Consider the following 14,181-nt stretch of genomic DNA (forward strand, 5'->3'; position numbering starts at 1 on the left):
GTCTTCCCTTCTCTGGTTCCTCCTTCAGGCTTCTGAGGACGTAGGTTTACTGGCTAATTTTCAGAATCACCGCGCCCAGCGGAGGCACGTTAAGCCGGATCGACTGCTGCCGGCCCTGCCAGGGCTGTTCTTCGCTGCCGATGGTTCCTTCGTTTTGTACGCCACTTCCGTAAAACGCCCGCGCATCGGAGTTGAAAATCTCTTTATACGACCCCGCCGACGGTACCCCGATGCGGTAATCGCCCCGCGGAATCGGGGTCATGTTCAGGACAATCAGCAGCGTATCGGCCGGATTTTCACCCTTCCGGGCGTAGGTGATGACGCTGTTCTCACGATCTGTCGTGTCGATCCATTCGAAGCCGTTGGCCGTGAAGTTGCGCTCGAACAGCGCTGGCTCGGTGCGGTACAGGTTGTTGAGCGCCTTAACGCAGGCCGACATGCCCTGATGCGGAGCAAACTCCAGCAGGTGCCAGTCGAGGCTGGCGTCGAACTTCCACTCCGATGTCTGTCCGAACTCGCCACCCATAAACAGCAGCTTGGTGCCGGAGTGGGTAAACATGTAGCTGAACAATAACCGCAGATTGGCGAACCGCTGCCACTCGTCGCCGGGCATCTTGCCGACCAGAGAGTGTTTCCCGTACACGACCTCGTCATGGGAGAGCGGCAGCATGAAGTTTTCGGTGAAGGCGTAAACCGTGCTGAACGTCAGTTCGTCCTGGTGAAACTTGCGGAAGGCCGGATCGCGCTCGAAGTAACGGAGCGTATCGTTCATCCAGCCCATCATCCACTTCATACCAAAACCCAGTCCGCCCGTAAATACCGGTCTCGACACGCCGGGAAAAGCCGTCGACTCTTCGGCAATGGTCTGTACGTCGGGGTAGTTGAGGTAAACGGCTTCGTTGATCTCTTTGAAGAGCGAGATGGCATCGAGGTTTTCGCGACCGCCAAATACGTTCGGCTCCCACTCACCCGCATTGCGCGAGTAATCGAGATAAAGCATCGACGCGACAGCATCGACCCGAAGGCCGTCGGCATGGCACCGGTCGAGCCAGAAGAGGGCGTTGCTCAGCAGGAACGAGCGCACTTCGGGGCGGCCGTAGTTGAAAATATAGCTTTTCCAGTCGGGATGATAGCCTTTGCGCGGGTCGGGGTGCTCGTACAGGTGCGACCCGTCGAACTCGTACAGCCCGTGGGCATCGCCGGGAAAATGGCTCGGTACCCAGTCCAGCAATACGCCGATTCCGGCCTGGTGGAGTCGCTCAACCAGGCGCATAAAATCCTGGGGAGTGCCAAAGCGGCTGCTGGGGGCGTAGTAGCCGGTAATCTGGTAACCCCACGACGGGGCGTAGGGATACTGCATCACCGGCATGAACTCGACATGGGTGAAGCCCATGTCCTGCACGTACGGCACCAGCGCGTCGGCTATCTCGCCATAACTCAGCTCCCGTTCGGGGTCCGACGGGTCGCGTTTCCATGAGCCGAGGTGAACCTCATACACCGAAACGGGCGCGTTGAGCGCGTTTTTGGCTTTTCGATTGGCCATCCAGTCACCATCCTGCCATTCGTAGTACGTATCCCGAACAATGGAAGCCGTACGGGGGGGTACTTCCCAGAAGTGGGCATAGGGGTCTCCTTTTTCGAGCTCGCGGCCGCCTTCGTGGACAATGAAATATTTGTAGGATTCGCCACTGCCGATATGCGGAACAAAAATTTCCCAGATACCCGACGAGTCCCAGCGAACGTTCATGGGGTGGCTGCCCCGGTCCCAGCCGTTGAAATTGCCGATGACAGCTACGTACCGGGCCGACGGAGCCCACACGGCGAAGTAGGTACCTGTAACGCCATTGTGTTCAACCACGTGCGAGCCGAACTTTTCGTACAGCCGCTGGTGCTTACCCGAGCGGAACAGGTGTATATCGAAATCGGTGAAGCGAGAGTAAGGCCCGGTTTCGGTGGGCGGCTGGCTGACGGGATCGGCCTGAACCGGTACCTCTTGGGCGTTGATCGATTCGGTGATGGAGTCGCTTTTTTTAGCCGAGCGGGAACGGGTCGGTCGGGGCGTATTGGAGGAATCAGACGTTGATTCGGAAGAAGTTGTGCGTTTTGCCATTGGGTATACGAATCGGATTACGTACGTTGTTGAACGCGATCAGGGCCGGAAAGTTAGAAAAAATCTCAGCCTTCCGTACTAAACGCTTTTTCAATCTGGCTCTTCATCAGCCCGACATAGGCGGTCGGAAACAAACGGGTCAGCCGCTCAATCAGGTGAGCATCGGCCCCGATCAGAACCCGGGCTTTATTTTTCCGGACGCCGTTCCAGATTACCCGCGCGGCTTCGTCGGGGGTGGTTCGGGCGGCTTTCTCGAAACTGGCGGCTCCCTGCTTATGCATGGCCTCGGTAACGAACGTTCCTTTGCCGACGCGGGCGCTGATGGCAATGTTGGTTTTGATGCCGCCCGGGTGTACGCAGGTTACCCGAACCGGGGTGTCGAGCAGCTCCATACGCAGCACGTCTGAAAAGCCCCGAACCCCGAACTTGGCGGTGCAATAGGCCGACTGGTTCATGACGCCCGCCAGACCGAATACGCTCGATATGTTAACGATATGGCCATTCGGGCCACCTGCGCGGCTCGCATCCAGCATATACGGCAGAAAGGCTTTGGTCATCCGGATAACCCCCCAGAGGTTGATACTGAGCAGCCACTCAAAATCGTCCAGGTCGGTTTCGCTGAACGGGCCGCTGCCCAGGGCTACCCCGGCGTTGTTGACCAGAATGAGTTTGCGCCCGTCCAGAGCTGGCATGGTTTCGGCGGCAAATGCCCGAATCGCGCCGGCGTCCGAAACGTCGAGCCGGGCTGTTGTAACCACACCGGTCGACAGGGACTTTGTCTCGGCCAGACCGGCTTCGTTGAGGTCGGTGGCCAGCACGGCGGCTCCCTGCGCTGCGGCCTGAATCGTGAGCTGACGGCCAATCCCTGACCCGGCTCCGGTAATAAGGACAACGGTGTTCTGAAACGGATTCAAGGGTATGGTATGGGTTTAGAATGGACCAGGATCAACTATGCTTTCCCTGCAAAAGCCCTGTTTGGAGCATGGGTACGTCGGGTATAAGGTCGCCGTCGCTGAGCCGGATTTTTTCGATCTCGCGTACCACATCAATAATACCTTTAAGCGGAATTTTTACCCAGGAGGGGCGGTAGCTGATTTCGTAGCCCAGCTCGTACACGGCTTTTTCGAGCAGGTAGATCAGCAGCAGGAAGTTGATCTCGTTGTTGTTCTTGAAGAGCGGGTGGGGCGCGCCAAAGGTGTCGAGGTAGGCATCCAGAAACGTATCGCGGATCAGGTAGAACCAGCGGTCCGACACCCGTTGCAGATGGTCGGGGTCGATGCCTTCGGTTTCGGCGGAGTTGAAGAGCTTGGCCGAAACCGCGTAATGGTACGACCGGATCATGCCCGCCACGTCTTTCAGGGGTGAGTGCTTGATTTTTCGTTCGCTGATGCTGCTTTCCGGCTCGCCCTCGAAGTCAATCAGCACAAAGTCCGACTCCGTAGCCAGCACCTGTCCGAGGTGATAATCACCGTGAATCCGAATGCGGAGTGAGTCGAGCGGGCGCGTGCGAAAATCGTCGACGAAGGCGTCGATCATCTCTTTGGCCTCCATAAATACCCAGGCCAGCCGCTGCGCCTGGGCGTCGAGCCGGGTGTAGTTGTCGATCAGCAGGGCATACCGGCGGTCGAGCAGGTCTTCGAAACGCCGGATCAGGAAGTCGCGGTACTCATTGGTGAACGGTTCCGGGGCGAAGGCCGGGTTGGCCGGTTCGTTGGGCCGGTCGGGTTTATAGAGGGCGCAGTGCATTTCGCCGGTTCGTCGGCCCAGCAGTTCTACTTTGTCGAATACGTCTTCGCGAATAGCAAACAGGCGTTGTGGTACAGCGTACAAGAAATCGTTCAGGTAATCGCCCGTCTGTGCCCAGGAGTCTTTGTCGTTTGGCACCAGGCGCTGTACCATCCCGAGGGTTATGTCGGTTTGGGGCCGCTGCCAGACCAGGCTACCACCAAAAGCCGGTATGTGGGCAAACTCGCTCTCGTCGGTCAGGAAGGCGACCATCTCGACCTCCGGATTGGTTTCGTTAAAGAGCTTGCGGTATAGCTTCAGGAAGTACTTGCCCCCGAACGTCATGGCCGAGTTACTGGAGTCGACGGGCAACACCTGGGAAGGCAGGCTGGCATCGCCGTCGGCCAGTCCCTTGCCGCGGTGAAATGCCAGCGTACCCTCGGGCTGGGCTATCGTCTGGTTGGCGTATATGGCCGAAAACAAGGCCGTTCGGAAGCGCTCGTCGTAGATGGCGTCGATCAGCGTACCGGGCTGATCGGCCAGGGTGGCGGTACCGATGCGGCCTTTGTCGGGCACAGCCTCCAGCGCGGACGCGTTGTCGGGCAGGAACGCCAGCGGAAGCTGGTAGCTTTCCGGGATGCCGTCGGCGTAGGTGGCTTCCAGAATAAGCAGATACGCTACGGAATCGTCTGGCAGCGGCAGGGTGTGAACCGTTTGTACGGAGCAGCCCGTCTGCTGCCGGGCTTTACCGGCAAACCAGCGGCAGGTGTTGATATAGGGCAGTAAGAGTTGAGCGAGATCAGCCCGGAATTGAGTATCGGTAGCCAGGTCAGGCCAGGCAGTGATTGAGGAGATAAACGGCGTACTAGACATACTGGATAAGGCGCCGACCGGGGTCTGCGCAACGGGTATGGGCTGATCAGCGAGTGGCGGGCAGCCGGGCCTGAGCCGCGGGCCTGGGCCAGTCAGTCAACGGTTGTAGGTAAATAATTTCTTGAATATACAACAAACGCAACAACCCAATGTTACCCCAACTTGGGCAGTGGCCGGCTACCAGAAAAAAAGCCAGCCTCCGTATGCAGAAGACTGGCTTGGTATCAACGAGTTATTTCTTATACGGCCGGGGCGGTTTTTGAACCTTGGGTCTGGTGGTTGGTACGGTGTAGTGCGCTTCTTTTTTAACGGTCCAGTCGGTCAGTCGGCGGGTTAGCTCATAAACGGCTTCCTCTTCGTTGACTTCGACCAGCAGCGTTTTGCGGCTCGAATCGACCACGTTCGACTTGGCCCGGATCAGCCGGATATCATCGGCAGGCAGGGGCGGGGTGCCCTTAAAATTCAAGATATATCTGTCCTGCGCCATAGTCCTGATTGTCATTGGGTTGCAAACTGTTTGCATAGATAGCCAACAAAACTTATACAAACAACATTCCAATCCCTTCGAAGGTTGGTCCGAAACCCAGTGTTTTTACTTTTGTTGCCAGCAGGCGGACAATGGCTTCGGCCCGGGTAGCCGTACGCGGCATGTTCAGGATATCGGGTTCGGCCGAGAGCAGCCGGGCTGCGATACCCGTTGCCAGCGGACAGGCCATACTCGTACCGCTGAGCGGAGCATACCCCCCCGGCACCGTTGAGACGATCCCGACGCCCGGCGCAATGAAATCGACTTCGGGGCCAATGTTGGAAAAGGCAGCTACAAAATTTTTGCGGTCGGTACCGAAAGGAGCTTCTACGTTTGGCGCGTCGGTCGTGTTGGCCGGAAACGTGCCTTTACGCCCCATGGCCCCAACCGCCAGGGCCAGCGAGTAAGAAGCCGGAAAGCTGACCGGTTGCCGGCCATCATTGCCGGTCGCTACGAAACAGACAACTCCGTTCGCGTGCGCATAGCTGATGGCATCTTCGGTGGCATCGTCGGATGCACCACCCCCCAGGCTCATATTGATCAGATCGCAGCCGTCGGCTACGGCCTGTTCAATGGCTTTGATGATCGCGAAGTTGGACGCTCCCTGGCTGCTCCGGCCAAATACGCGGTATACAAACAGCGAGACGTTGGGCGCTACGCCCCGGAGGCTGTCTGGTGGGGTGCCCTGTCCGGCAATAATGCCTGATACGTGGGTGCCGTGCTCATCGATATCGGCATAATCGCTGGGGTCATCGCCGGTTACGGTACAGCCCCCCCCTTTAATGATCAGATCGGGGTGGGGGCCTGCACCGGTGTCGATAACCGCTACTTTTACCTGCTGTCCATTCGGATCACCTGCCGGCGCGGGTGGGTAGAAAAAGTTTTTAGCGTCGGTATAGTCGGGAGTAACGGGCTGTATGGCAAAGACCTCGTTGTTGGTCAGTGTTAGGTTTTGCTTCCAGAAACTCCAGTACCCCACCTTAGGATACACGAAGAGCTGATCGATAGGTCGGTTGCCAACGCTGTTGAAACGAACAACGCCCTGCGCGTTCGAGATCGCCTGTTCACCTTCCCGCTCGTCGAAGTTGGTAAAGGCAATGACCGTTGCACCCGCAATAGGGATATTGGTTTTGGCGGCCCGCAGCACAATCCGTACTGCCGTGCGAACCTGATTGGCCAGTGGAGCCGGTTTGTTGCGGACTTCGTGCTGCCAGCGCTGTGGGTAGTAAAATACTTCCGGAACAAAGCGAAGACCCGGTAGCTGAGCTCGCAGGTCGGGCAGTTCGGACTCGGGCAGCCGGATGAGCTTGATATCGCCCCGTTCGGTCGAGTCCAGCACCACCGCCTGGTCGGGCAGGCCACCGTCCAGCAGGGTGTTGAGGTGGGTGTTGGGCGTGAGTCTGGCGTACTGAACCTGCGTTTCTGAAACCGGACGATTGGTTGAAAAATGAACGCCGATAGCGGGGAGGATAACGTAATTCTGGTAGCGGGGTGGTTTGTCCATAACGCGTATACAGGTTGACGAGTGGTCAAAAATGGGCAACGTTGACAGCACAAGTAACGTATTAATGGACAGAAACAGTATCGGAAATGACGCGGTATTCCCTAGATTCGGCCTTTTTGCCACAAAAAAAGCCGGACTGAGCTATCAGTCCGGCGGTCGGGGCCAGTGAGCGGTTATCATCACTTGGCGGCCAGCAGCTGAATGTTGACAATCCGTTGTTGCTGCGCGTTAATGACGACTGTCTGGCGGGTGGTTTCAACGCCATTGGTCATCTCCAGTTCGTAGGTGCCGTTTTCAAGTTCGGACAAATCCAGACGGGTGCGGTATCGGGTTTCGTTCCGGCCCAGGTGTTCGCTGTATAGTACGGCTCCTTTGGCATCCTTGAGCCGAACATCAACCGTACCGCCGGTTTGTTTGTCGAGCGAAATGTGCAGTTTGCCACTGGAAGTGCTGTAAACACCCGTTTTAAACGAAGCTGCGGCCGTAGGGCGAACAATGGGTTTGGTTTCGGCCAGTGATACCGATGCCGTGGCGATGCCTGTCAGAAGAGTCAGCGCGAGTGATTTGATGAGGGTTTTCATAGCTTTTGTTGTTTGTGTTCAGCAGCCGGGTTTGTCTCGGTTGGTGAAACAAAGATATGGGTACCCAACAGTACTATGCATTGCAAACTAGCGGAATGGTCGATATACCGGATGAGTGGTTTGAGGCCTGGTAAAGTTGTGCAGCAGCCAGCCCGGTTCGATGCGGTACAAGCCCGGCAGCCAGTCACCGTATAGGAGCAAAGCTGTCCGGATCATTGGGTAAACTAATCGATTCCGTACATTTCGGGCCTTAACAGCCTATGGCGAACCCGTCCGGTTTGCAGATGAGCGACATGATCAATCAACCAACTACGACAGAACCCCCGCTGTATCGGAAACCAGCGTTATTGGCCCGCTTCGATACGCTGGTATCGGCCGAGAGTACCCGACATGGCGGTGTGAGCCCGACTCCGTTTGCTTCCCTGAATCTAGGCATCAATACCGACGATCTGCCCGCCCATGTGGAGGAGAATCGGCGTCGCTTCTTCCAGTACATCGGCGCCACCGACCTGGGATTTGCGTCTGCTCACCAGGTACATGGTACCGATGTGCTGTATGCCACTGAGCCTGGCCGGTATGCCGGGTACGACGCGCTAATCACGAACGTACCGGGGCTGCTGGTAGGTGTTACGGTCGCTGACTGCGTACCGATCCTGCTCTACGACCCCCGGCATAAGGCGGTAGCGGCTGTTCATGCGGGCTGGCGCGGTACCGTTGGCCGTATTGTCGTGAAAACGCTGGCTGCTATGACGAATCAGTTCGGTACCGACCCGGCCGATTGTTATGGATATATAGGTACCTGTATCGATGCCTGCTCGTTTGAGGTGGGGCCGGAAGTAGCTGATCAGTTTGCCGCCGAATTTGTACAGATACAGCCTGAGACGCAGCGCCCAGCTGTTGATCTGAAAGCGGCCAATCGACAGCAGCTGATCGATACCGGTTTGTTGGCTGACCAGATCGAACTGTCTCCCTTCTCGACGGTAACCGACCGGGCCGACTATTTCTCGTACCGGGCCGAGAAGGGGCAAACGGGGCGTATGCTCGCGGTCATTGGCTCGAAGTGCTAAACAAAGTTTTGTGTCCTGCGTTAAGTATCTGTTTGACACAAACAACTTTTACTCAACGTATAACAAACCAAACACACAAGACCATGGGTATCCTAGTTTCAATCCTGGTGGGTGCGGTAGCTGGCTGGCTGGCCGACCTTGTTTTCAAACGGTTCTCGTTTTCGCTGCTTGCTGAAATTCTGCTTGGTATTGCCGGCGGATTTGTTGGCGGGTGGATTTTTGGCCGCGATGGTGGTATCATTGATCAGATTCTGACCGCGTTTGTAGGGGCAGTTATTATTCTCGGTATTGCGGCTTTGATTAAAGGCTCACGCCGGACGGTCTAATAAAGATTATAACAGCAGCGGGGTCAACAGGAAGCAGGATACGGTAAGTTCCTCTTCTTGCTGACCCCGCTGCTGTTCTCAGACTATTTCAGGATCTGGCGGGAGATCACAACCTTCTGGATCTCGCTGGTGCCTTCGCCAATGGTACACAGCTTGGCATCGCGGTAGAACCGCTCGGCCGGGAAATCTTTCGTATAGCCGTAACCGCCAAATATCTGAACGGCTTCGTTGGCAACCCGCACCGCTGTTTCCGACGCAAACAGCTTGGCCATGGCCGACTCTTTTGTCACCGTTTTGCCTTCGTCTTTCAGGTCAGCTGCCTGGTAGGTTAGCAGCCTGGAAGCTTCGATCTCGGTAGCCATGTCGGCCAGTTTGAACCCAATTGCCTGGAAGCTGGCAATCGGTTTGCCGAATTGTTCGCGCTCTTTGGCGTACGCCACTGCGGCATCGTAGGCTCCGTAGGCAATTCCCAGGCTTAGGGCCGCGATGGAGATACGCCCGCCATCGAGCACTTTCAGCGACTGAACAAAGCCATCGCCTACTTCGCCAAGCCGCTGGCTGTCTGGTATCCGGCAGTCCTGAAACAGCATCTCGGCCGTTTCGGAAGCGCGCATGCCCAGCTTATCTTCTTTTCGTCCACCCGTGAAACCGGGCGTACCCCGTTCAACCACAAAGGCCGTAGCGTTATGGGGGGCATTTGGTTCGCCGGTGCGCGCAATCACCACAGCTACGTTCCCGCTCTTGCCGTGGGTAATGAAGTTCTTGGCCCCGTTAAGTACCCACTCATCGCCGTCACGAACCGCCGTTGTGCGCATGTTGCCCGCATCAGAGCCGGTATTGGGTTCGGTGAGGCCCCAGGCCCCGATCCATTCTCCGCTGGCCAGCCGGGGCAGGTAGGTTTGCTTCTGCTCGCTGTTACCGAATAATAAAATGTGGTTGGTGCAGAGCGAATTGTGGGCGGCCATCGACAGGCCAATCGAACCATCGACCCGCGACAGTTCAACAATAGCGGCTACGTACTCGCGGTAGCCGAGCCCGGCCCCGCCATATTCGCCCGGCACGAGCATACCCATCAGCCCCTGTTCGCCCAACAAACGAAACAGATCGGCCGGAAAATGCTGGGTCTCGTCCCATTGGCGGCTGTTTGGACGGATATGACGCTCACTAATGTCACGAACGGCCTGAATAATGAGCTGACACAATGCCGTTCGCTCAGATGTACTAACTTGGTTTTCTACAATTTCACTGACCATAAGTGCAGTTCCTGGTTTTATCGGTTTGTTGTTGAAGCTATCCTTAAAACGGATAAATGCAATCGCTTCTTATCTAACCACCATGTAGGCAAAATGGATACCAGAATTAGGTCATTTTTTACGGAAAATACGAGCCAGACCAATCCTGATTACCAATAGTTTATCCATTGGCTTAGGTTATACGAAATAAAGTGTCGGAGATGAACCAGTCGACCAGGTCGATAAGTTTCACCGGAATAGTTAGTATTCAGACGGGAACGTAGCGTATTATTAAAAAACTCCTATTTTTGCAACGTTCGACCGTCATTCGGTCTATCTCAACCAACTCTTAGTAACAACTCTTTAATGTTCAGTCTATGAAATTGGCAGTCGTTGGAACCGGCTATGTAGGTCTTGTGACGGGAACGTGCTTTGCGGAGACCGGCAACCAGGTGACGTGCGTCGATATTGACGAACGGAAAGTAGAGAAGCTTAACAACGGCATCGTGCCAATTTACGAGCCGGGACTGGAAACGCTTTTTCACCGTAACGTAGAAGAAGGACGCTTATCGTTCACCACAAACCTGGAAGAAGGCATCAAAGGTGCCGAAGTAATTTTCCTGGCCCTGCCCACCCCGCCGGGCGAAGATGGGTCGGCCGATCTGAAATATATTCTGAAAGTAGCCAGTGATCTGGGCCCGATCCTGAAGCAGTACGCGGTGATCGTCGATAAAAGTACGGTGCCGGTAGGAACTGCCGAAAAGGTATACGCCCACATCGCCGACAATGCAACGGTCGATTTCGACGTGGTCTCGAACCCCGAATTCCTGCGCGAAGGGGTAGCCGTAGAAGACTTTATGAAGCCTGACCGGGTCGTTATCGGTACGCGCTCTGAGCGGGCCAAGTCGGTCATGAACAAGCTGTACGCCCCGCTGGTGCGGCAGGGTAACCCCGTCATTTTCATGGACGAGCGCTCGGCTGAGATGACCAAATACGCAGCCAACGCGTTCCTGGCTACCAAGATTACGTTTATGAACGAGATCGCCAACCTGTGTGAGCGGGCGGGCGCTAACGTAGACGACATCCGGCGCGGTATCGGTACCGACAGCCGTATCGGCAAACGATTCCTGTTTGCGGGGATTGGCTACGGCGGCAGCTGTTTCCCGAAAGACGTACAGGCTCTGGCCAAAACCGCCCAGGATTTCAATTACGACTTCAAAGTACTGAAGTCGGTCATGGAGGTAAACTACGAGCAGAAGGTCAAGCTCATCCCGCAGATTTTGAACCATTTCGGGGGGGATCTGAAAGGTAAAACCATTGCGGTATGGGGTCTGGCGTTCAAACCATATACCGACGATATCCGCGAAGCACCGGCGCTTGATAACATCCGGGCGCTGGTTGATGCAGGTGCTAAAGTAACCGTATACGATCCCGAAGCGATGGAGAACGTGCGCAACCTGATCGGCAACACCGTTACCTACGCCCATACCCAGTATGCCGCCCTCGACGATGCCGATGCACTCGTGATCGTGACGGAGTGGCCGCTGTTCCGTACGCCCGATTTCGACAAGATGAACCTGCTGCTGAAAGGCAAAGTCATCTTCGATGGTCGTAACGTATACGAACTGGACCAGATGCGTGAACAGGGCTATACGTACTATAGCGTAGGCCGCGAAGCCGTTTTGGCACCAGTAGAACAAAAAGTATAGTTTTTAACGACGGCGTAACGGAGATTTGCAGGACAGACGGCAATTTTCGTTACGCTGTGTTGTTAGCTACTTCGCTATGTTTATTCATTTTACAGGCATTTCATGAAACGTGTACTTATTACCGGCGGGGCCGGTTTTCTGGGGTCGCATTTGAGTGATCGCTTTATTAAAGAGGGGTATCACGTCATTGCGATGGATAACCTCATCACGGGCGACATCCGGAATATTGAACACCTGTTCCACCTGCCAAATTTCGAGTTCTATCATCACGATGTCTCGAAGTTCATTCACGTACCGGGCGAGCTAGACTATATTCTTCACTTTGCTTCGCCCGCCAGCCCGATCGATTACCTGAAAATCCCGATTCAGACGCTGAAAGTAGGCTCATTGGGTATTCACAACTGCCTGGGGCTGGCCCGGGTAAAAGGGGCCCGCGTGCTGATTGCCTCGACCTCAGAAGTGTATGGCGATCCTACCGTGCATCCGCAGAATGAAGAGTACTGGGGCAATGTGAACCCGGTCGGGCCGCGGGGTGTCTATGACGAAGCGAAACGGTTTCAGGAGGCTATGACGATGGCGTACCATACCTACCACGGTCTGGAAACGCGCATTGTCCGGATCTTCAATACCTACGGGCCCCGGATGCGCCTGAACGACGGTCGGGTGTTGCCGGCTTTCATTGGCCAGGCCCTGCGTGGTGAAGACCTGACCGTGTTTGGCGATGGGAGCCAGACTCGTTCGTTCTGCTACGTCGACGATCTGGTTGAAGGCATTTACCGGTTGCTGCTCAGCGACCATGCTTACCCGGTCAATATCGGTAATCCGTCTGAAATCACGATCCGGGAGTTTGGCGAAGAAATTATCAAGCTGACCGGTACGTCGCAGAAACTGGTCTTCAAAGACCTGCCGAAAGACGATCCGAAACAGCGGCAGCCCGATATTACCAAGGCTAAGGAACTACTGGGTTGGGAGCCCAAGGTGTCGCGGGCCGAAGGACTACGGGTTACGTATGAATACTTCAAGAGCCTGCCTCAGGAAGAACTGTACAAAGCCGCTTATCACCGCGAGTTCAAATAAGGTAGGCCAGCTCCCCGGTTGGCGGGCACAAGATCGGCCGGGTGTGGAGTTGGAAACTATATCACAAAATCGTAAATCTATTTGTACTTTTACGGCAGTATCTGCCTTGTGCAGAACACCTTTAGCTGTCTGATCAAAACCTGCGTGCCCCGATGCGTGCAGGTTTTTTTTATGGCCGGTCCGCTGGCACAAATTCGCCCCGCCGAACGGAACGGATTTGCACCAGCGGTAACCGGTTAACTCAGGCGATCTTTGAAGCTATCGTAGCCATAGCTCCGTACCAGCCGGAAGTGCTGGTCTTCGTTGACGATACCAATGCTGGGCAGGTTCACCCCGTTGAAAGTGGTCGTCTTCACCATAGTGTAGTGAATCATATCGTCGAATACGATCCGGTCGCCAACGGCCAGCGGTTCGTCGAACGAATAATCGCCCATAAAATCGCCGGCGAGGCAGGTCATACCGCCAAGTCGGTAGGTGGGCTTGCCGGCTACCGGCTCGTGGTAGGCCCCCAGAATGCGCGGTTTGTAGGGCATTTCGAGGGTGTCGGGCATATGAGCGGCAAACGACGTATCCAGAACGGCTACATCGATACCCTGGCTGTTGAACACATCGAGTACGGTAGAAACCAGCACGCCCGTTTGCCAGGCAATCGCCGAACCCGGCTCCAGAATGACGTCTACATTGTATTTCTGCCGGAACGCCCGCAGAATCCGGATGAGGTGGTCGGTATCGTAGCCTTCGCGGGTCATCAGGTGGCCCCCGCCCAGATTAACCCACCGGGCCTGGTGGAGCAAAGTGCCAAACCGGCTTTCGAGCGCATCGAGGGTGCGTTCCAGCGTGTAGGAGTCGTTTTCGCAGAGGGTGTGTGAGTGAATACCTTCCAGGCCTTCGGGGAGCTGATCGGGGAGTTGATCGCGGGTGGCACCCAGCCGCGAACCGGGTACGCAAGGGTTATACATGTCCGTTGCTACTTCCGAATACTGGGGGTTGACCCGAATCCCGCAGGATACCCGCCCCACTGCCCGGTGCCCGAACCGTTCCCACTGGCTCCACGAGTTGAACGTTAGGTGGCTGCTCCGCTCAACGACCTCCTCGAAATCCCCATCCTGGTAAGCCGGAATATAGGTATGCGCTTTAACATCCATGTACTCGTTTACGAGCTTGACCTCGTTCAACGAACTGGCCGTGGCTCCGCTCAGGTACTCGCGCACGAGCGGAAACGCGCTGTACATAGAAAACCCTTTCAGCGCCAGAATAATGGTTACACCGGCCGCCTGCTGCACCGAGTCGATGAGTTCCAGGTTCCGGCGTAGTTTGGCTTCGTCCAGCACGAAACAGGGCGACGGAGCCGTATTGATATAAGCCGGTTGATGTAAGGTCGTTTGCATGGCGCAAAGGTACGGCCTGATTGGTTCTGACCACGCGACCGATCCGGCATTACTGCCCCGTCG

The 14,181-nt window shown here is 55.9% G+C and carries 12 protein-coding genes; 4 read left to right on the forward strand and 8 right to left on the reverse strand.

From position 1 onward, the window contains the following. Positions 1 to 46: 46 nt before the first annotated feature. The 6 genes from glgB to FBR45_RS04005 all read right to left on the reverse strand — a co-directional run bounded on the left by glgB (position 47) and on the right by FBR45_RS04005 (position 7,319). Entirely contained in the window at positions 47 to 2,110 is a 2,064-nt protein-coding gene (glgB, locus tag FBR45_RS03980) for a 1,4-alpha-glucan branching protein GlgB (protein ID WP_138499525.1), read from the reverse strand. Positions 2,111 to 2,175: 65 nt separating this feature from the next. After that, positions 2,176 to 3,024: an SDR family NAD(P)-dependent oxidoreductase gene (locus FBR45_RS03985; protein WP_138499527.1), complete on the reverse strand. Its 849-nt coding sequence runs from the start codon at positions 3,022 to 3,024 to the stop codon at positions 2,176 to 2,178. A 31-nt stretch (positions 3,025 to 3,055) separates the two neighbouring features. Continuing rightward, positions 3,056 to 4,708, reverse strand: a complete 1,653-nt coding sequence (locus FBR45_RS03990) for a putative maltokinase (RefSeq protein ID WP_138499529.1) — start codon at positions 4,706 to 4,708, stop codon at positions 3,056 to 3,058. 232 nt (positions 4,709 to 4,940) lie between these two features. Beyond that, positions 4,941 to 5,210 (reverse strand): hypothetical protein, encoded by a 270-nt coding sequence (locus tag FBR45_RS03995; protein ID WP_138499531.1) that lies wholly within the window; start codon positions 5,208 to 5,210, stop codon positions 4,941 to 4,943. A 37-nt stretch (positions 5,211 to 5,247) separates the two neighbouring features. Further along, complete coding sequence (locus tag FBR45_RS04000) at positions 5,248 to 6,738, reverse strand: S8 family peptidase (protein ID WP_138499533.1); 1,491 nt, start codon at positions 6,736 to 6,738, stop codon at positions 5,248 to 5,250. Positions 6,739 to 6,917: 179 nt separating this feature from the next. Continuing rightward, complete coding sequence (locus FBR45_RS04005; RefSeq protein ID WP_138499535.1) at positions 6,918 to 7,319, reverse strand: T9SS type A sorting domain-containing protein; 402 nt, start codon at positions 7,317 to 7,319, stop codon at positions 6,918 to 6,920. Positions 7,320 to 7,612: 293 nt separating this feature from the next. Between FBR45_RS04005 and pgeF the strand changes: the two genes are divergently transcribed. Then, positions 7,613 to 8,386, forward strand: a complete 774-nt coding sequence (gene pgeF / locus FBR45_RS04010; RefSeq protein WP_138501913.1) for a peptidoglycan editing factor PgeF — start codon at positions 7,613 to 7,615, stop codon at positions 8,384 to 8,386. A gap of 83 nt (positions 8,387 to 8,469) precedes the next feature. Beyond that, a complete protein-coding gene (locus tag FBR45_RS04015) occupies positions 8,470 to 8,712 on the forward strand; it encodes a GlsB/YeaQ/YmgE family stress response membrane protein (protein WP_138499538.1) in 243 nt (80 codons plus the stop codon). 83 nt (positions 8,713 to 8,795) lie between these two features. On the opposite strand, the gene FBR45_RS04020 is transcribed toward FBR45_RS04015, so the two are convergent. Further along, the gene (locus tag FBR45_RS04020; protein WP_138499540.1) at positions 8,796 to 9,965 is read right to left on the reverse strand and encodes an acyl-CoA dehydrogenase family protein; all 1,170 of its coding nucleotides are present in this window, start codon (positions 9,963 to 9,965) and stop codon (positions 8,796 to 8,798) included. Positions 9,966 to 10,321: 356 nt separating this feature from the next. Between FBR45_RS04020 and FBR45_RS04025 the strand changes: the two genes are divergently transcribed. Further along, positions 10,322 to 11,653 (forward strand): UDP-glucose dehydrogenase family protein, encoded by a 1,332-nt coding sequence (locus FBR45_RS04025; protein WP_138499542.1) that lies wholly within the window; start codon positions 10,322 to 10,324, stop codon positions 11,651 to 11,653. A gap of 102 nt (positions 11,654 to 11,755) precedes the next feature. Further along, positions 11,756 to 12,730, forward strand: a complete 975-nt coding sequence (locus tag FBR45_RS04030) for a UDP-glucuronic acid decarboxylase family protein (protein WP_138499544.1) — start codon at positions 11,756 to 11,758, stop codon at positions 12,728 to 12,730. A gap of 236 nt (positions 12,731 to 12,966) precedes the next feature. Here the strand turns inward: FBR45_RS04030 and nspC are convergent, their stop codons facing one another. Continuing rightward, positions 12,967 to 14,118 (reverse strand): carboxynorspermidine decarboxylase, encoded by a 1,152-nt coding sequence (gene nspC, locus FBR45_RS04035; RefSeq protein ID WP_138499546.1) that lies wholly within the window; start codon positions 14,116 to 14,118, stop codon positions 12,967 to 12,969. Positions 14,119 to 14,181: the final 63 nt, after the last annotated feature.

It is taken from the genome of Spirosoma lacussanchae, assembly GCF_005870035.1.
Taxonomy (GTDB): domain Bacteria; phylum Bacteroidota; class Bacteroidia; order Cytophagales; family Spirosomataceae; genus Spirosoma; species Spirosoma lacussanchae.